Annotated in this window: 20 protein-coding genes; 7 read left to right on the top strand and 13 right to left on the bottom strand. The window is 36.1% G+C overall.

The window, feature by feature from the left end:
• Window positions 1-338 precede the first annotated feature (338 nt).
• The 4 genes from MHI57_RS24150 to MHI57_RS24135 all read left to right on the top strand — a co-directional run bounded on the left by MHI57_RS24150 (window position 339) and on the right by MHI57_RS24135 (window position 2,982).
• The gene (locus tag MHI57_RS24150) at window positions 339-1,061 is read left to right on the top strand and encodes an alpha/beta hydrolase (protein WP_095369767.1); all 723 of its coding nucleotides are present in this window, start codon (window positions 339-341) and stop codon (window positions 1,059-1,061) included.
• A gap of 142 nt (window positions 1,062-1,203) precedes the next feature.
• Complete coding sequence (locus MHI57_RS24145) at window positions 1,204-1,713, top strand: YjcG family protein (RefSeq protein WP_095369768.1); 510 nt, start codon at window positions 1,204-1,206, stop codon at window positions 1,711-1,713.
• An 8-nt stretch (window positions 1,714-1,721) separates the two neighbouring features.
• Window positions 1,722-2,144, top strand: a complete 423-nt coding sequence (locus MHI57_RS24140; protein WP_340978698.1) for a GNAT family N-acetyltransferase — start codon at window positions 1,722-1,724, stop codon at window positions 2,142-2,144.
• Between the two features lie 160 nt (window positions 2,145-2,304).
• Complete coding sequence (locus tag MHI57_RS24135; protein ID WP_095369769.1) at window positions 2,305-2,982, top strand: DUF421 domain-containing protein; 678 nt, start codon at window positions 2,305-2,307, stop codon at window positions 2,980-2,982.
• A gap of 4 nt (window positions 2,983-2,986) precedes the next feature.
• Here MHI57_RS24135 and MHI57_RS24130 read toward each other — a convergent pair whose 3' ends face one another.
• Window positions 2,987-3,229, bottom strand: coding sequence for a hypothetical protein (locus MHI57_RS24130; protein WP_307314783.1), 243 nt, complete (start codon window positions 3,227-3,229; stop codon window positions 2,987-2,989).
• A gap of 130 nt (window positions 3,230-3,359) precedes the next feature.
• Here MHI57_RS24130 and MHI57_RS24125 point away from each other — a divergent pair, with 130 nt between their 5' ends.
• Complete coding sequence (locus MHI57_RS24125; protein ID WP_328197172.1) at window positions 3,360-5,651, top strand: ATP-dependent helicase; 2,292 nt, start codon at window positions 3,360-3,362, stop codon at window positions 5,649-5,651.
• A 69-nt stretch (window positions 5,652-5,720) separates the two neighbouring features.
• Here the strand turns inward: MHI57_RS24125 and MHI57_RS24120 are convergent, their stop codons facing one another.
• From MHI57_RS24120 to MHI57_RS24090, 7 genes are all read right to left on the bottom strand, one after another.
• Window positions 5,721-5,975: a stage VI sporulation protein F gene (locus tag MHI57_RS24120; RefSeq protein WP_095369772.1), complete on the bottom strand. Its 255-nt coding sequence runs from the start codon at window positions 5,973-5,975 to the stop codon at window positions 5,721-5,723.
• A 143-nt stretch (window positions 5,976-6,118) separates the two neighbouring features.
• Entirely contained in the window at window positions 6,119-6,277 is a 159-nt protein-coding gene (locus MHI57_RS24115; protein ID WP_340978502.1) for a YjcZ family sporulation protein, read from the bottom strand.
• Window positions 6,278-6,380: 103 nt separating this feature from the next.
• Window positions 6,381-6,737, bottom strand: coding sequence for a stage V sporulation protein AE (gene spoVAE / locus MHI57_RS24110; protein ID WP_095369774.1), 357 nt, complete (start codon window positions 6,735-6,737; stop codon window positions 6,381-6,383).
• Window positions 6,738-6,755: 18 nt separating this feature from the next.
• Window positions 6,756-7,766, bottom strand: coding sequence for a stage V sporulation protein AD (spoVAD, locus tag MHI57_RS24105; protein ID WP_340978499.1), 1,011 nt, complete (start codon window positions 7,764-7,766; stop codon window positions 6,756-6,758).
• Window positions 7,766-8,239, bottom strand: coding sequence for a stage V sporulation protein AC (spoVAC, locus tag MHI57_RS24100; RefSeq protein WP_095369776.1), 474 nt, complete (start codon window positions 8,237-8,239; stop codon window positions 7,766-7,768). The genes spoVAD and spoVAC overlap by 1 nt, the downstream gene beginning before the upstream one ends.
• Before the next feature lie 14 nt (window positions 8,240-8,253).
• Window positions 8,254-8,721 carry a YhcN/YlaJ family sporulation lipoprotein gene (locus MHI57_RS24095; RefSeq protein WP_307317835.1) on the bottom strand — a complete coding sequence of 156 codons (468 nt, stop codon included), beginning with the start codon at window positions 8,719-8,721 and terminating at the stop codon, window positions 8,254-8,256.
• Window positions 8,722-9,035: 314 nt separating this feature from the next.
• Complete coding sequence (locus MHI57_RS24090) at window positions 9,036-9,392, bottom strand: DUF1360 domain-containing protein (protein ID WP_095369777.1); 357 nt, start codon at window positions 9,390-9,392, stop codon at window positions 9,036-9,038.
• Window positions 9,393-9,523: 131 nt separating this feature from the next.
• On the opposite strand from MHI57_RS24090, the gene MHI57_RS24085 reads away from it, so the two are divergent.
• Complete coding sequence (locus tag MHI57_RS24085; RefSeq protein ID WP_095369778.1) at window positions 9,524-10,060, top strand: CotY/CotZ family spore coat protein; 537 nt, start codon at window positions 9,524-9,526, stop codon at window positions 10,058-10,060.
• A gap of 50 nt (window positions 10,061-10,110) precedes the next feature.
• Here MHI57_RS24085 and MHI57_RS24080 read toward each other — a convergent pair whose 3' ends face one another.
• The 4 genes from MHI57_RS24080 to MHI57_RS24065 form a co-directional block, all read right to left on the bottom strand.
• Entirely contained in the window at window positions 10,111-10,584 is a 474-nt protein-coding gene (locus MHI57_RS24080) for a CotO family spore coat protein (RefSeq protein ID WP_095369779.1), read from the bottom strand.
• 393 nt (window positions 10,585-10,977) lie between these two features.
• Entirely contained in the window at window positions 10,978-11,841 is an 864-nt protein-coding gene (locus MHI57_RS24075; RefSeq protein ID WP_340978493.1) for a hypothetical protein, read from the bottom strand.
• A gap of 316 nt (window positions 11,842-12,157) precedes the next feature.
• Window positions 12,158-12,931: an enoyl-ACP reductase FabI gene (fabI, locus tag MHI57_RS24070; protein ID WP_095369781.1), complete on the bottom strand. Its 774-nt coding sequence runs from the start codon at window positions 12,929-12,931 to the stop codon at window positions 12,158-12,160.
• A gap of 154 nt (window positions 12,932-13,085) precedes the next feature.
• Window positions 13,086-14,933 carry a monovalent cation:proton antiporter family protein gene (locus MHI57_RS24065; RefSeq protein WP_340978491.1) on the bottom strand — a complete coding sequence of 616 codons (1,848 nt, stop codon included), beginning with the start codon at window positions 14,931-14,933 and terminating at the stop codon, window positions 13,086-13,088.
• Window positions 14,934-15,067: 134 nt separating this feature from the next.
• On the opposite strand from MHI57_RS24065, the gene prpE reads away from it, so the two are divergent.
• Window positions 15,068-15,802: a bis(5'-nucleosyl)-tetraphosphatase PrpE gene (gene prpE / locus MHI57_RS24060; RefSeq protein ID WP_095369783.1), complete on the top strand. Its 735-nt coding sequence runs from the start codon at window positions 15,068-15,070 to the stop codon at window positions 15,800-15,802.
• Here prpE and MHI57_RS24055 read toward each other — a convergent pair.
• Window positions 15,799-16,686 carry an RluA family pseudouridine synthase gene (locus MHI57_RS24055; RefSeq protein ID WP_340978489.1) on the bottom strand — a complete coding sequence of 296 codons (888 nt, stop codon included), beginning with the start codon at window positions 16,684-16,686 and terminating at the stop codon, window positions 15,799-15,801. The genes prpE and MHI57_RS24055 overlap by 4 nt on opposite strands.
• Window positions 16,687-16,975 lie beyond the last annotated feature (289 nt).

Raw genomic sequence — 16,975 nt, 5'->3', positions numbered from 1 at the left:
TTCCGACTGGGTTCGAACCAGCGACCTCTACCCTGTCAAGGTAGCGCTCTCCCAGCTGAGCTACGGAATCGTTTATGTATAATATATTTAAGACATTTATAAATATACTATTTACGCGTATTTCTGTCAATTGATTTCACTGGTATTTGCTTAATTTCATGAAGTTTTATAATTATAGAGCTCTTTACATATAATAGAAGTGGAAAATAAACATACATACTTAATTGAGTGAATCTTTCTTCATTAAGGAAATGAAGACTTACTATATGAAGTTTCATACACTGTGTGATAATATAACCCCATATAGGATTATTATTTTAACAAAGGAGTTCTACTTTATGAATACAGCAAAAGGGACAATCACGGACTTTACTTTTAAAAGTGAGGTACTAGGGGAAGATTTAGAAATACTTGTATACTTACCGGGCAATTATTCACCGCTATATAAATATAATATTTTAATTGCTCAAGATGGCAAAGACTATTTTCAATTAGGACGAATCGGCAGAACAGCGGATGAGTTGCTTGATGCAAAAGAAATGGAAAATACAATTATCATTGGTATTCCTTATAAAAATGTACAAGACCGCCGTCGTAAATATCATCCAGATGGTGAACAAAATGCTGCTTATATCAGATTCTTGGCTCACGAGCTTGTACCTTACCTTGACGAAAAATATCCAACGTACCAAATGGGAATGGGACGAGCATTGATCGGCGACTCCTTAGGGGCGACTGTATCTCTTTTAACTGCTCTACAATACCCTAATACTTTTGGGACAGTCATTTTACAATCGCCATTAGCGAATGAAAAAGTAATGGAAGAAGTCAAATCCTTTAAAGATACACATCTGTTAAATATATATCATGTGATTGGTACGGGTGAGACAACAGTCAAAACAACTGACGGTAAGGAAGAAGATTTCCTTACACCCAATCGGGAACTTTCACAATTAATAAAGGATAAAGGCTTCCCTTATTTTTATGATGAATTTGATGGCGATCATACATGGACATATTGGCAACCAGATTTAAAACGTGCTCTCAAGCAAATGCTTTAATGAAACAGCAGTTTGGCTACTTCTTAGTCAAACTGTCTTTTTCTTCTATATACATTCGTTAGTATATGATGATTTTTGAAAATTTGTTATAATAGTAAAATAAGACAAGTTCTTTAAAATATTTTATTTTGGAGGTAGAACTATGAAATATGGAATCGTTATTTTTCCGTCAAAAAAAATTCAAGACTTGGCGAACTCTTATCGGAAAAGATATGACCCTCACTACGCATTGATTCCTCCACATGTAACATTAAAATCATTTGAAGCTACAGAAGAAGAAGTAAAACAAACAACTGATGCTTTGAATGCAATTGCAAAAGTTCAACAACCTTTTCACATGAACGTTAAAAAGGTGAGTTCATTTCAACCTGTTAATAACGTTATTTACTTAAAGATTAACCCAACAGATGAACTCGAACGACTACATGAAAAAATCAATGAACAAACAGTTGGAGAAAAATCAGAATATGCTTTTGTCCCTCATATTACAATTGGACAAAAACTTTCCGATGATGAACATTCTGATGTTTATGGTTCACTGAAAATGCTTGATGTAGAACACGAAGAAACGGTTGATCGATTCCACTTATTATATCAATTAGAAAACGGATCTTGGAGTGTACATGAAACATTCCGCCTCGGAAAGGGTTAATGAACAACATGAACGTTAAAATAGTAGAAAACGAACAAGAGCTACAAGAAGCTTATCAAGTAAGAAAAGAAGTATTTGTAGACGAACAAAAAGTTCCATTAGAAGAAGAAATCGATCAATATGAAGACGAAGCTACACACTTTGTACTTTATAAAGATAATGAACCTAGTGGTGCTGGGCGTTTCAGAATTGTAGATGGCTATGGTAAAGTAGAACGCATTTGTGTAAAAGAAAATGCAAGAAAAACAGGAGCCGGCAAAGAAATAATGCATGCGATCGAATCTTTTGCTATAGAAAAAGGTGTACCTGCTTTAAAACTTCACGCACAAACACATGCGATTCCCTTTTATGAACGAATAGGTTACGAGGTCATCTCTGAAGAATTTCTTGATGCAGGAATACCTCACCGAACAATGAAGAAACAAATTTAAATGCAAAAAAAGAGGTGCATTCCGCATCTCTTTTTTGTCTTCATTAACAATGTAGAAGCTAGAATTTAATAAAAATCCGATCGTCTTTTTAATCATAAAAAATGGGGAAGAGCACACAATAACAAGGTCACAGTAAATTTGTTTAAGAGGTGTGTTTCCCATGCATGAATATATACATATTACTTTCGTTCTCGTTGTTGGATTTATTGCCCTTTTCATTATGACCAAGATTCTTGGAAAGTCGCAAATATCCCAAATCACTCCTTTTGACTTTATTTCTGCCATCGTATTAGGAGAACTAGTAGGAAATGCACTTTATGATGAGAATACAGGGATAAGTCAAATGCTTTTCTCTGTTCTTCTTTGGACCATTTTGATTCTTACTACAGAAAAAATCACACAGAAGTTCAGAAGAACAAGAAAATTATTAGAAGGCGGTCCTTCCATTGTGATTCGTAAAGGAAAAATTGAATATGGGCAATTGAAAAAGAATCATTTGGACCTCAACCAGCTGCAAGAATTACTGAGGGCAAAAGATATTTTCTCTTTAAGACAATGCGAATATGCATTCTTAGAGACAAATGGTACAATTACCGCCTTGAAAAAGCCTGAATATACAACGCCAACCATTGAGGACTTGCAATTAAAATATCCGAAGATTAAGGTGCCAATTAATATCATTTTAGATGGTGAGATTGTTCATGAAAACCTAAACATTCTCGGTTGGGATGTCAAATTTCTAGATGAAAAATTAAAAAAGAAAGGTTATGAGAATGTGAAGGAAATTCTATATGCTGACTGGGAAAAAGAAGACGGGTTACATATCCAGACCTATTGAAATATTATGCGTAATAATCAATGTATTTGCCTTTTATTCCCTGTTTACCATTTGTTTCTCTATCTTTCAGCGAAGAGGATAAATGGTTTTTTCTATTGTCCTTATATAAATGATTGGTTTCTGTTTGACCACGGGATGGATCTACCCTTTCAATATTTCTATAAGTCATTGAGCGATTTCGATTCATAAACATTCGCTCTACATATTGTTGGTATGCCGTTTGAACGGTTGAGATTGGATAAATCATTACACTGCCCCCTTTACTTTACTACTAACCCTTTTCAATTGATAACAAACATATTTATTCTTTTTTAGCGCTAAAATCTTTGTTATGATTAATTTTATGCAGTAAATTTTTTAAGTTATGAGGCTAAATGATGAAAAGTGCACGATTAATGCAAGAACTAATTCAATTACATACACTGAAACGATCAGACTATCCATTTATACATGAAGAAGGAAAACGAGGGAACCTTTATTGTACCCATTGTGGTGAAAACGTTTTATTTTATTTAGGTATTCAGGATGAACCAAAATTTTATCATAACAATGAAAAAGAGTGCGCTTATGTGGACGAAGTCATTCCGAAAGCAACAGAGAAAACGAAAGAAAAAGAAGTCAATGGCTTTCGTTTACCTCAAGGTCGATCAATTCTCGAAGAAGTGGAAAAGCCTTTTAAAACCCCTGTACGTATTAAAAATATTCCACCATTTGCAGAAAATACAGCTTCTCAAGCTAGTCCTACAGAGGGGTATCTTCGTTCACTTGAAGAGCACGGGATTTCTTTTGATCATGATCAAAAAAGAGCTGTTACGTATTGTCATGGTCCGTTACTTGTTCTCGCAGGAGCAGGAAGTGGAAAAACACGCGTTTTAACAGGGAAAACGGCTTATTTATTCAATGAATATCAAGTTGATCCCCGTTCTGTTCTACTCGTTACATTTACAGCTAAGGCAGCTAACGAAATGAAACAACGGATAAAAACTTATCCATACGTTACAGCAAAGCATATTAATCAAATGGTTTGCGGAACTTTCCATAGCATTTTCTATCGTATTCTTTCTTTTCATGATCATAATAATCAAAAATGGGACCACCGTTACCTTTTAAAGAACTGGCAGAAGGAACAAATGATCAAACAATCAGCAAGGGCCCTACATATTGATGAAAAGGATTTCCCTTTTGATATGGCCTTACAGTTAATTAGCTTTTGGAAAAACTCGCTGCAATCCCCTACGGATGTAAGGGCGAATGATTCATGGGAGGAAAAGGTACTACAAATGTATCAAGCCTATGAAGAAGAGAAACAGCGATTGAATACCTTTGATTTTGATGATATGCTCAGTAGCTGTTATGAGCTATTTAAAAAAAATCCGCAAATTTTAGCACAGTATCAAAAGCGATTTAAATATATCTTAATTGATGAATTCCAAGATGTAAATAAAGTTCAATTTGAATTACTTAGAATGCTAGTACCTGAAAGTGAGCATATTTGTGCAGTAGGTGATGATGATCAATCTATATATGCTTTTAGAGGTAGTGATCCATCGTATTTAACCGAGTTTGAACAGATGTTTGATGACAGTTTTCAAATTACATTACAACAAAATTATCGCTCTAGTCACGAAATCACTGCATTTGCGAGTCAAGTTATCAAAAAAAACAAAAGAAGAAAAGCAAAAAACATGGTCGCACAATTTAAAAACGAAGCATACCCTACACTCTTCTACCCTTACGATGAAGAAGAAGAAGCTTTAATGATTTTGACAGATATTCAAGAGAGAATAAGACAAGGGCACCAACCTAATGATTTTGCCATCCTTTATCGAACGCATTCAACAAGTCGTGCACTATTTGAACGATTTACCAGGTCTAATATTCCATTTAAAATAGAACAAGATGCCGAATCATTTTATGATCGCTTTATTATCCGGACACTGCTTAGTTTTTTAAGACTTGCGATTAATGAGGAAGATGCGCAGGCTCTTAAGGATATCTTACCGGCTCTTTTTTTAACACAATCACACTTGCAAGATATGAAAGCGAATAGTATCTTACATGATTGCAGCTTACTTGAATGTTTATCTATGGTACAGAGCAAATATGCGTTTCAACAAAGCAAAGCAAAGAAAACGGTAACTACGATTAAAGCAATTAAACAACTATCACCTTTATTAGCACTTGAAAAAATCGAAAAAGAGCTACAAATACAAGATTTCATTAAGAAGCGTGGTAATGAAGGAAACAAAATGGATAAAGGTTCAGAGGATTTAAAAGAACTAAAATTAATTGCTAAGAAGTTTACTACTTTACTTGAGTTCATTGAGTATGCGGATCATATGCGTGCAAAAATCAAAGAAATGAAGCAAATAAGTAAAACGATTGAGAACGCTGTAACCTTTAGTACTATTCATAAAGCCAAAGGGTTAGAGTATCCCTTTGTCTATATTTTAAGTGTAGTCGATGGCAGCCTTCCCCACGATTATGCCCTTGAAGAATATCGTACAGGAACAGAGCAGAGTTTAGAAGAAGAACGAAGACTATTATATGTAGCAATGACTAGAGCCAAGGAACAGTTACATTTATCACTTTTGCAACATAGAAAAGGAAAAAAAGCCTATCCATCACGCTTTCTTCCCCATATCAAAAATAAAATATATAGTAAATAAAAAACCTGCGTGTGTATCATCTCACGCAGGCAATCAATCGTTCGATAAAAAATTCTTGTTAGACTCTCATTATTTTTTATTAATCATTTTGTTTATTGTATTAAAGTCTAAAGACTTACCTTCTTTTACAATAGAATCGACAATTTTGTCTTCCATTTCTTGAGATACTGGTTTGTTGGCGATTTGCGACACCCTGCGAATGACGCCACGAACCGTGTCTTCATCTTTAAAATTCGCATTTTGTAACGAGCCCGCTAATTCAAATACATCCTTCATATTCACGCCTGTTTTTTTCTCGATATTCTTAAAAAAATGATTATCCATCCGCTACCTCACGCTCCTTCTTGAACTCCATTTATCTTATGTCGCCCAATTAAAAACGTGATAAAAATTTCTTTCAGAAAATTTATAACTATAAAAAAGAAGAGATGCTATTATTACACATCTCTCCAAAGAATAAAAGACAATTAGCAGAAACTAGCACCGACAATGACTAATAAAATGAAGAGGACAACGATTAAAACGAAAGTACCTCCAGCATAGCCACCGCCACCGCCACCGCCGTAACCGTAGCCGCCGCCATAACCGCCACAACCACAATTGCCGCCATAGCCTCCAAAGCCCATATAAATTCACCTCACTAATGTATTTGTCCTTATACATTATGTATGGTTATGTGAGAATGTTTGGGCATGTACCCGCTTGGCCCTTAATTCATTGAAATCAGGCTTATCCTTTTGGTTTGAAAATAAGGGCGCCAATAAAAGCAAACAGGATGGCGGATGAAATACCTGAGCTCGTAACTTCAAACATCCCTGTTAGTACGCCAATTAATCCATGTTGCTCTGCTTCTTGTAAAGCTCCGTGCACAAGTGAGTTACCGAAACTCGTTATGGGTACAGATGCACCAGCACCAGCAAAATCCAATAATGGCTCGTAAAGTCCTACCCCATCCAATATCGCTCCTAACACGACAAGCGCACTTAAAGTATGACCTGGTGTCAGTTTAAATACATCAAAACAAATTTGACCAATCACACAAAATAAGCCTCCAACAACAAAAGCCCAAAAAAACATTGGTAGCATATATTCATCCTCCTAACTTTATGGCATTTCAATCGCCACTGCATGTGCAATACATGGAATTGATTCATTTTGTTGTACTGTAAGTGGCGATAATAAGGCTCCTGTAGCGACCATTAAGATCTTTTTTAGCTCTCCTCTTTTCATTCTATTTAAGAGGTGACCATATAAAACGGATGCAGAACAACCTGCACCGCTTCCACCTGATTGCACGGGCTGATCTTCTTTATAAATGAGTATGCCACAATCTTGGAACTGTTCTTCTGGAATAATAAGCCCCTTATTCTTTAATAATTCCAATGCAGTTACACGACCAATTTTTCCTAAGTCTCCAGTAACAATTAAGTCATAATAAGAGGGTTCTATTTGCATGTCTTGAAAATGATTATAAATGGTATCTGCTGCTGCAGGAGCCATTGCCCCACCCATATTAAATGGATCAGTCACCCCCATGTCAACAACCTTACCGATTGTTGCAGCTGTCGTAACCGGATCATTTCCTCCATTATTTTGAACGAGAAGTGCTGCACCAGCACCTGTTACTGTCCATTGTGCAGTTGGTGGCTTTTGCCCTCCATACTCTGTAGGGTAGCGAAATTGTTTTTCAACAGCAGCATTATGACTTGCTGCTCCTGTTATAACTGCATTTGCCCCACCATAATTAATCATAAATGAACCAAGCGCTAATCCTTCCATTGATGTGGAACATGCACCAAACAAACCGAAGTAAGGTATTTCTAATGATCTTGCGCTGAGACTTGTCGGGGTGATCTGATTAATTAAGTCACCACCTAGGAAGAATTGCACATCTTTTTTTTCCATTTCTGCTTTTCTTAATGCCGTTCGACTAGCACCTTCCATTAGCACACGATGTGCTTTTTCATATGAATCTTCTCCCATCCATAAATCTTCATGGAGAAGATCAAAGTCATCAGCTAAATGACCATTTGCCTCAAACGGCCCTCCAGTCACACCGGTTGCAATAATAGCTGGGCGTTGACTAAAAACCCATGATTGCTTCCCCTTTAGCATTAAATTACCCCCATATATATTAGAATAGTTTTGATTAATGCAACCACAAAAGCTGAGAATACTCCAAATAATAGAACCGAACCTGCTAGCTTAAACATATTAGAACCGACACCGAGGACAAACCCTTCCGTGCGATGTTCAATTGCCGCTGAAATAACCGCATTTCCAAAACCAGTTACTGGCACTGCACTACCTGCTCCTGCGAATTGTCCAAGTCTGTCATAAACACCAAATCCAGTTAAAAGCATCGCAATAAATATCATAGTAGCTACAGTAGGATTACTTGCTGTTTGCTCTGTGAAATTAAAGAAATAGATATAAAAATATGAAATCGCTTGTCCTACTATGCAGAATAATCCTCCAACCCAAAATGCCCGAAGACAATTTTTCAAGACTGGGCGCTTCGTTTCATATTTTTTTTCTAATTGATCATATTGCTCTTGGTCAGGCGTTTTTTTTGGTTTAGCACACATCCTTATTCACCTTCCTATGTTAATTCTTTTTTCAACTTAACTATTTTCTCGAACTTTTTTTCGGCTTCTTTTGCACTAAAATTGGGATTCTTCATTTGTTCATGTAATTCGACTACTTCAAGAAAAATCTTAAAATCACTTGAAACAATAAATTTAACATCAGGATATTTGTCTTCTAATTTCCCTGTAACATTTTTCTCAATTTTTTTCATGTGAAATCTTTGTAAATGTCTTACTTTGTAAGCAACTAAAACGGTATCATCATTCTTTACAATTGCTGCATCATATAATTCTTTCTGTTTTTCGATATCTTTTTCTATACTTTGCAGCATATCTTCATCAGTTGACCGTGATTCACTATGTATTAATGACGGAGTAGGGTTTGTTGCTTTAACAAGTGATAACGGTGCTTCATTAGAATCATGTTTACTACATCCAGCAATTAAAAATAAACTTATAAATAGTAGCAAGTATTTTGGCATTCTTGTCCCTTCCTTACCTTTTTCATTATTTTTTTATTTTCTCTAAAAGTTAATTTCTTATCCAAAAAAAACAAAAGACGAACCTTTTATTAATGGCTCGTCTTTTTATATTAATTGCTTTTCTTCTTTTTCTTTCCACAACCACAACCGGAGGATTTTTTACTTCCCCCTGATTCTGCAATTCTCTTTTTAAAAGCTTCTTTATTTGTATATATTTTTTTGTTCAACTTCAAATGCCCTCCTTCATCATATATGCCTTTTACCTTTAACATATTCAAGTGAGGAAGAGCTCGTATAATCCAATAGCCCAATTTTTATTGAATAATCATTTTTTGAATGATCCCTTCAATAATTGCCGCCAATGCACTAATTGACAAAATCACCACTAACAACACACCTATTGTAGGGAAATATGCATACATTAAGTATATAATCACCGCACTCCATATCCCAGTGCACCAATAACAACTAAGAAGCTTACCAAAAAATCCAGTTATACCTTTATTTTTTGGAATGATATATGTTTCTATTTTCCCATGTTCATCCTCTTCATCAACTTCTAACATAAATGGTCTTCTTATAAATTCAGTGATTTGATCATAAACAATTAGTCTTGTTAGACGGAAAGAAGCAAATGAGAGTAAAAGAAATTCAAAAAAGGTAAGATCCATTCATATCTCCACCCTTCCTTTAAAAAATATGCCTATTTTTTCAAAAAATAAGGCGTTTGTCCGTAACCCATAGCCTGTTTCTTCAATATGTTATTAATGTAGATCAAAGAATGAATAAGGAGGAAAAGAATATGGGTTGTAACAAAAAGGATAATAAATACGGCAGCTGTGTAGCTGAAGTCGTACGTGCGATAAGAGATATCCAAGATCAAATTCGTGAAGATGAAGATTGTAATTGTGGCTCTAATTGTTTTTTAGAACCAATCGGTGCGATCTCTCCAAAGAGAGGTAAAAAGAAGAGAGTGAGACGCCCTAACACGCGCGTATTTACGTTAAGTACAGCTGATGGTTCACCATTCCACGCATTTTTAACAAATGTTGATGATTGCTCTTGTACGTCAATTTTCTTTAGAGTAGAAGAGATATTCGATAATTCATGTGCTACGCTAAGAGTTTTAGAACCAGTTACTGAAACAAGTCCTGGTTGCTATGAAACAGCTGATATTACAGAAGGTTGCTGCATTGATTTATCTAAAATTTGTAAAGTAGATGGTTTCCGTTCTAGTGAAAACTGTATCACTGTAGATTTGGATTGCTTCTGTGCAGTTCAATGTATTCAAGATATTTATTTACCAGTAGATAATTGTGTTGAATATTTCGAAGACTAATTGTATATAAGCCAGTCGTTTACTCGACTGGCTTTTTATATACAGTCTACTCACCTAAAACCGACCATTTTTATCGATTTTATACTATGAATATGAATGGTTTGCATACTGCCGCTTAATGTTTTAATCATTAACTCATTGCCTTGTTTTAACTCAATAAATCCCCTAATATGCTTATCATCACTTATAAATAAGCAAGGTACAGGAGGTAATTGCTTAGGAAAATGAAGGAGATAATCAATCCTTTCCTGGACATTCATATCCTTAAAACTTTTCACACGGTTAAACCCTTGCTCACTTTCTGACTGACTTTCCTCGTATTCTTCTAAAACTTGCTGTACATGTTCTTCTTTTTTCTCCACCTCACCTTGTTCATCTATTGAAGAATTTGTGATAACCTCTTTTTCTTCTTCCTCAACTTCATTTTTACTGGAATAAGTTGACTGCATTGATGTCGAAGGAGAAGGAAGATTAGATTGTTGTACATATAATAAAGGCTTCTTTTTTTTATTTTGCGTATCCATGTCTTTCACCTGTCCCTCTTCAATAAATTCGAAGCGCCAACATATTATATGTGAAATAAAAATGGGCGTTCATTTTAACTAACGGAAAGGAAATAATTCGCCAGAAGACTTCAATCTACGAAATGTTTTCATATAGAGTCCTATTACAATAAATTTATATTCATATCCCTGATTGTCTTATATCACCTTATTTAAAGTTTCTTTATCGATCAAAAAAATAATGAAAAAAGATCTTATGGAACAGTAATCAAATATTTCAGACTACTCTTCAATTATCAGTACATGTTACTAACGTTTTTTCAGGTTTTCCAAAAGATCAGTAGATAATGGTGAAGAAGTGTGTCATAAGTTAGATTAAGAATAATAGAATTAAGAAACTAAGCGTGAAGCCTTTCACAATGTAAATGGCATGATGAGAGCTGAGTTTTGCACGACACTCAAATGCAAAATCTCTCTTGAGTGCCTCGCTGATGAGATTGGCATAGCTTTCAAATACGAAATCTCACTCGAGTGCCTCGCTAATAGGATTTGCACAGCACTCAGATGCGAAACCTCTCTTGAGTGCCTCGCTAATGGGATTGGCACAGCACTCAGATGCGAAACCTCTCTTGAGTGCCTCGCTATTGGGATTGGCACAGCACTCACATGCGAAATCTCACTTGAGTGCCCAACTAATGGGATTGGTACAGCACTCACATGCGTAACCTCACACGAGTGACTCGCTAATGGGGTTGGCACGGCACTCACATGCGAAATCTCTCTTGAGTGCCTCGCTAATGCAATTTGCACAGCACTCAAATACGAAACCTCTCTTGAGTGCCCCGCTAATGGGATTTCCACGGCACTCACATGCGAAAACTCTCTTGAGTGCATCGCTATTGGGATTTCCACGGCACTCACATGCGAAATCTCACTCGAGTGCCTCGCTAATGGGATTTGCGCAGCACTCAAATACGAAATTTCACTCGAGTGCCTCGCTAATAAGATTTGCACGGCACTCACATGCGAAATCTCACTCGAGTGCCTCGCTAATAAGATTTCCACGGCACTCACATGCGCATTCTCTCTTGAGTGCCTCACTAATGGGATTTGCACGGCGCTCAAATATGAAACCTCTCTTGAGTGCCTCGCTAATGGGATTTCCACGGCACTCACATGCGAAACCTCACTCGAGTGCCCCGCTAATGGGATCTGCACAGCACTCACATGCAAAACCTCTCTTGAGTGCCCCGCTAATGCGATTTGCACGGCACTCAAATGCGAAATCTCACTTGAGTGCCCCGCAAATAGGATTGGCATGGTACTGAAATACAAAATCAAAGATGTAAGCCGAGCTAAGAGCGTTTGCAAAATATGTGCAAACCGAAGATACACACACATTACCATGATTCTTTTTTTCATGTATATTATTAGCTGGACATTTCGCGTCTCGTTTCCACTCCAACACACCGTGCTATGGAAATAGAAAATGCGCACACAACTTGTCTTATAGTTAACGAGTTGTGTGCGCATGAAATAAATTGTGCAATTTTAAATGAATGCTAGCCATTCATTTATTAACAATTGTACTGAATTAGCGAATGTGATAACCAGAATCGACGTGAATATTTTCTCCCGTAATACCTCTTGACATGTCGCTAAACAAGAACACAGCTGTATCTCCTACTTCTTCAGGCGTTGTTGTTCTTTGTAATGGCGCATTCTCTTCGATTTCTTTTAAGATTGAATTGAATTCACCAATACCTTTAGCTGACAAAGTACGAATAGGACCAGCAGAGATAGAATTTACGCGAATATTCTCTTTTCCTAAGTCAACTGCTAAATATTTAACACTTGCATCAAGTGAAGCTTTTGCTACACCCATGACATTATAGTTTTTAATTGCTCTTTCACCACCAAGGTAAGTCATGGTAACAATGCTACCGCCTTCAGCCATTAATGGTCTTGCTGCTTTAGCAACAGCTGTTAAAGAATACGAACTAATATTATGCGCTAACAAGAAGCCATCCCTAGATGTATTCATATACTCTCCTTGAAGCTCTTCTTTATTGGCAAATGCGATACAGTGTGCAATACCATTAATTTCTCCAACTGCTTCTTTTATTTGTCTAAAACAACTCTCTACATCTTCATCATTCGTCACATCACAAGGTAATACAAGTGAGTTCTCCGCACCATCAAGGGTACTTACTAAATCTCGGACACTTTTCTCTAATCTTTCACCAGCATATGTAAAAATGAGGTTTGCACCTGCTGTATGTAGTGACCTTGCTATTCCCCAGGCAATACTACGTTTATTCGCTACGCCCATTACAACGTAAGTTTTCCCTTTTAATGAGATCGTCATTTTATAATCCCCCTATAATTTATACATGTTATTAGTACCTAGTACTAATATTACATGAAAAACATTCAACTTTCAATAGGAATGTGACGCATGAGGTTATACAAAAAAAATACGAATAGACTCTGTCATAGAATCTATTCGTACCTAGAAATAATTAGTGAAGCTCTAATTCCCACTTCAATTCTTCCACATATTCCCGAGAACCGGTGACGATTAAGCGATCGTTTAATAAAAGCTCTGTATCACCGTGGGGAATAATTGTTTCTTGCCCCCTTAAGATACGAACAAATATAACATCACCGGCAAAAGGAAATCGTCTGATTGTCATTCCATCAAATTTAGAATTTCGTAATTTCACGTCATATAAGGTCGTTTCTTGATTTTCAAATATCTCCACTACACTCGGAGAAGCGATCAACGCTCGTAATAAAGTTTTCGTTGACAACATACTTGAAAATGATTCAATACCAGCAGCTATTGCCTTATCTTCAAGAATGGGGTTTTCTAAACGACAAATGACACGATCAATTCCTGATTCATTCAGTGCTTCTGCCAGTTCAAGGTTAATATCCTCATCTCCAGTTGTAATCACAACAACATCAGCTTGCAATATTTCTGTTTCTTTTATTGCTTCCATTGAAAAAGCAGGAAGTTCATTCAACTCGAAGGCTGGTGTAATAAATGGTTCCTCTTTTTGCTGAGCTGTATGATAAACACTCGTTTCATACATATCTGAAGCTAATTCATTGGATAACGGCATTGTAATCTGGTTCGCACCAATGAAGGATACTTTAATCTTCTTCTCTTTGACCGTTTCTTTTGGAAATAATTTCTTAAAGACAATAGGTGTAAAGATGCTACTGATAACAGCTACCAATATTAGCATCCCCCCCATTTCTTCAGAGATCATACCCATTCTTTGACCAATGGTCGCAGCTGCAATGACTAAAGAAAGCGTCGAAGTTAAAATAAATCCTGACGCGACAACAGTTTTCATATCATACCATTTCTTCATATAAAAAACCGGGATTAATTTAGATATGAGCAATGCCAATAATAATAATGGAATAAACACTAATAACATTGGCTCAGCGAAAAGTGACCAAATATCTAAATCAACACCTACCATTACAAAGAAAATTGGTATTAAAAAGCCGTATCCAAACGAATCTAATTTATGAACAAGTTCTTGGTTTGGTGCCAATAATGAGACAAGTACACCTGCTAAAAATGCTCCTAAGATATTCTCTGCTCCAACAGATTCTGAAACAGCTACTAAGAAAATAATGAGTGCAAAAACAGCCCTCGTGCCAATTTGAATTGTTCCAGTTGATAGCGACTGTATGAAGTTATTATTTTTATATCTTCTTCCTACAAAGTATAAGATCACGCCAACAACAAATAGTAGTAATAATAACCATGTATTCCCTTCTCCGCCATCATTTACTGAAACAAATACGGCGAGTAGAATCATCGTTGCTAAATCGGCAATGACCGCTACAAGCAAGATGATTTGCCCGATATTAGTATTCATGATGTTTCCTTCTTTTAAGGTAGGAACAACAACGCCAAGTGAGATCGTTGATATAATTAACGTCATTAGAAACACATTATCGATAAAGCCTACTAAAACAAATACATATGATAAAACTAATGACACGATAAAAATACCGGCGAAAATGATGCTCGCAGTGAGAAATGCATTTGGTTCAGGTTTGCCATTTTCCAATCGGTGCTTTTTCTTTTTCGATGAAAATGCGGAAAAATCTATTTCAAGCCCACTTAGAAACATTAAGAAGATAAAACCTAATGTCGATAATGTTTCAAGCCACATATCCTCTTGTACTATATTAAATCCACTTTTCCCAATAATTAATCCTGCTAGAATTTCTGCTACTACAACTGGGATAAAGTTGATTTTTAGACGATGTAGTATAATCGGTACTAAGAAAGCTATCACGATAACAATTACAAGTGAGGCGACTGAATTTCCATGTTCCATTCTATATCACTCCTTTTTAATAAAATTAGTCGAAATAAAATCTAAACATATGAAAAATAAAAATGCAAACGATAAGAATTCTATAACTTTCATATCTAAACGATTCAAACTACTTTAAAAGTGAGGGACTGTAAATGAAACTAGATATAATTGGGGATATTCATGGTTGTTATAAAGAGTTTAAGGATCTAACCGTTCAGCTAGGCTATGACTGGCATTCAGGCATTCCTTTAAAACACGATAGGCAGCTCGCATTTATCGGTGATTTAACTGATCGTGGTCCACAATCATTAAAAGTCATTCAAACCGTATATCAATTAATAAAAAAGAATCGAGCTTATTATGTTCCTGGCAATCACTGCAATAAATTATACCGCTATGCACTAGGAAATCCTGTAAAGACTACTCACGGTTTAGAAACGACAGTAGAAGAATTACAAAGCTTAAATAAACAAGAAAGAAAAGATATACTTCGTAAGTTTATCGAGTTATACGAACAATCTCCTCTTTATTATTTACTAGACGAAGGAAGACTATTATTAGTACATGCAGGAATGAAGGAAGAGTGGATTGGTAAAAAAGATAAAAAAGCAAAAACATTTGCTCTTTATGGTGATATTACAGGAGAGAACCATCCTGATGGATCTCCTATTAGAAGAGATTGGGCACAAAATTATGCTGGACAAACATTAATTGTTTACGGCCATACACCTGTGAGAGAAGTGCGCAAAATCAATCAAACATATAATATTGATACTGGCGCAGTTTTTGGCAATAAATTAACGGCTCTTAAATACCCTGAATTACAGACTGTATCTGTTTCCTCTTCGCTTCCCTTCCAGGAGGGTAAATTTGCTCGCTTTGATTAACTTAGTAATGCTTGCATATCTTCAGGATAAGGAATTGAAAAGTTAAGGACTTCCATCGATATAGGATGGGTAAAAGATAGGGAAAAACAATGCAAGGCTTGACGTTGCAGCAATTTGGTCGAACCCCCATATAAATTATCTCCTACTAAAGGAAAGCCGATATGAGATAGGTGCACTCGTATTTGATGGGTTCTGCCCGTTTTTAAAGACAATTCTAATTCAGTGAATTGTCTTTCTTTTTGCTGAGATAGTTGTTTAAAATACGTCGCTGCATGTTTACCATTCGGGCTAACCATTCTTTCGATAATGCTATCAGGTTTTCTGCCAATTGGCTCCTCAATCCACCCTTCCTTTGTTGCCATTAACCCACAAACAAAAGCTTTATATTTTCTTTGAACACCATTATTTTGCTGCTGACGACTTAAAAGATGATGAACATGACGGTGCTTGGCAATTAATACTAAACCTGACGTCTCTCTGTCCAGTCTTGTAACAATATGAATAGTGGACTCTATTCCTTGGTTGATATAATAACCTAATAAGGCATTCGCTAAACTCCCACCTGGATGTTCTCGCGATGGAATAGTGCTCATACCTGCTGGCTTCACAACGATTAATACTGCATCGTCTTCGTAAAGAATGGAGAGAGGAATATTTTCAGGTTGCAAACCTTCACTTCTTTTCTCAAGTGGAAAGCCAACCTCTAATACATCGCCGTTATTAATCATATACCGCACATTTTGTTCTACTCCATTCACTTTTATAAAACCTCCAGCAAACTTTATATCTGTCAAAGCGGTTTTAGAAATATTTTGCTGTGATAGGAATGATTTGATATTAACTGGTGTATCAAGTGAATCAATTTGCCATTGTAAAGTAAACATTCTTTTATCTCCTTATAAACGAAGTAAATGCAAACAAAGACAGTTCTTTAAGAAGCATTGGGATACGAGTGAAATGAAGCTTATTTTTCCAGCCTACCTTAGGAATATTGCTGTGGACAGCAACTCAAAGCTTCAATATCATGCTCCTTTAGAAAATATCAGAGTTAAGTGTGCGAACAATTTTATTATATTGCCATTCTCTTTTGTCAAACGCTTGGATGCTTGGTCATAGTGACTTTTTCTATTTTTGCTTGTGGATTACTGAACTTATACATTTTGCATTTACAGG

It is taken from the genome of Cytobacillus sp. FSL K6-0129 (assembly GCF_038007625.1).
Taxonomy (GTDB): Bacteria; Bacillota; Bacilli; order Bacillales; family Cytobacillaceae; genus Cytobacillus; species Cytobacillus kochii.
Note: the sequence above shows the minus strand (reverse complement) of the source record. Positions and strands in the feature narration are given on the sequence as shown.

What these genes read in the sequence shown, in the direction of transcription:
- MHI57_RS24150 (WP_095369767.1), top strand. Translation starts at nt 339, where the DNA reads ATGAATACAGCAAAAGGGACAATCACGGACTTTACTTTTAAAAGTGAG.
- MHI57_RS24145 (WP_095369768.1), top strand. Translation starts at nt 1,204, where the DNA reads ATGAAATATGGAATCGTTATTTTTCCGTCAAAAAAAATTCAAGACTTG.
- MHI57_RS24140 (WP_340978698.1), top strand. Translation starts at nt 1,722, where the DNA reads ATGAACGTTAAAATAGTAGAAAACGAACAAGAGCTACAAGAAGCTTAT.
- MHI57_RS24135 (WP_095369769.1), top strand. Translation starts at nt 2,305, where the DNA reads ATGCATGAATATATACATATTACTTTCGTTCTCGTTGTTGGATTTATT.
- MHI57_RS24130 (WP_307314783.1), bottom strand. Translation starts at nt 3,229, where the DNA reads ATGATTTATCCAATCTCAACCGTTCAAACGGCATACCAACAATATGTA.
- MHI57_RS24125 (WP_328197172.1), top strand. Translation starts at nt 3,360, where the DNA reads ATGAAAAGTGCACGATTAATGCAAGAACTAATTCAATTACATACACTG.
- MHI57_RS24120 (WP_095369772.1), bottom strand. Translation starts at nt 5,975, where the DNA reads ATGGATAATCATTTTTTTAAGAATATCGAGAAAAAAACAGGCGTGAAT.
- MHI57_RS24115 (WP_340978502.1), bottom strand. Translation starts at nt 6,277, where the DNA reads ATGGGCTTTGGAGGCTATGGCGGCAATTGTGGTTGTGGCGGTTATGGC.
- spoVAE (WP_095369774.1), bottom strand. Translation starts at nt 6,737, where the DNA reads ATGCTACCAATGTTTTTTTGGGCTTTTGTTGTTGGAGGCTTATTTTGT.
- spoVAD (WP_340978499.1), bottom strand. Translation starts at nt 7,766, where the DNA reads ATGCTAAAGGGGAAGCAATCATGGGTTTTTAGTCAACGCCCAGCTATT.
- spoVAC (WP_095369776.1), bottom strand. Translation starts at nt 8,239, where the DNA reads ATGTGTGCTAAACCAAAAAAAACGCCTGACCAAGAGCAATATGATCAA.
- MHI57_RS24095 (WP_307317835.1), bottom strand. Translation starts at nt 8,721, where the DNA reads ATGCCAAAATACTTGCTACTATTTATAAGTTTATTTTTAATTGCTGGA.
- MHI57_RS24090 (WP_095369777.1), bottom strand. Translation starts at nt 9,392, where the DNA reads ATGGATCTTACCTTTTTTGAATTTCTTTTACTCTCATTTGCTTCTTTC.
- MHI57_RS24085 (WP_095369778.1), top strand. Translation starts at nt 9,524, where the DNA reads ATGGGTTGTAACAAAAAGGATAATAAATACGGCAGCTGTGTAGCTGAA.
- MHI57_RS24080 (WP_095369779.1), bottom strand. Translation starts at nt 10,584, where the DNA reads ATGGATACGCAAAATAAAAAAAAGAAGCCTTTATTATATGTACAACAA.
- fabI (WP_095369781.1), bottom strand. Translation starts at nt 12,931, where the DNA reads ATGACGATCTCATTAAAAGGGAAAACTTACGTTGTAATGGGCGTAGCG.
- MHI57_RS24065 (WP_340978491.1), bottom strand. Translation starts at nt 14,933, where the DNA reads ATGGAACATGGAAATTCAGTCGCCTCACTTGTAATTGTTATCGTGATA.
- prpE (WP_095369783.1), top strand. Translation starts at nt 15,068, where the DNA reads ATGAAACTAGATATAATTGGGGATATTCATGGTTGTTATAAAGAGTTT.
- MHI57_RS24055 (WP_340978489.1), bottom strand. Translation starts at nt 16,686, where the DNA reads ATGTTTACTTTACAATGGCAAATTGATTCACTTGATACACCAGTTAAT.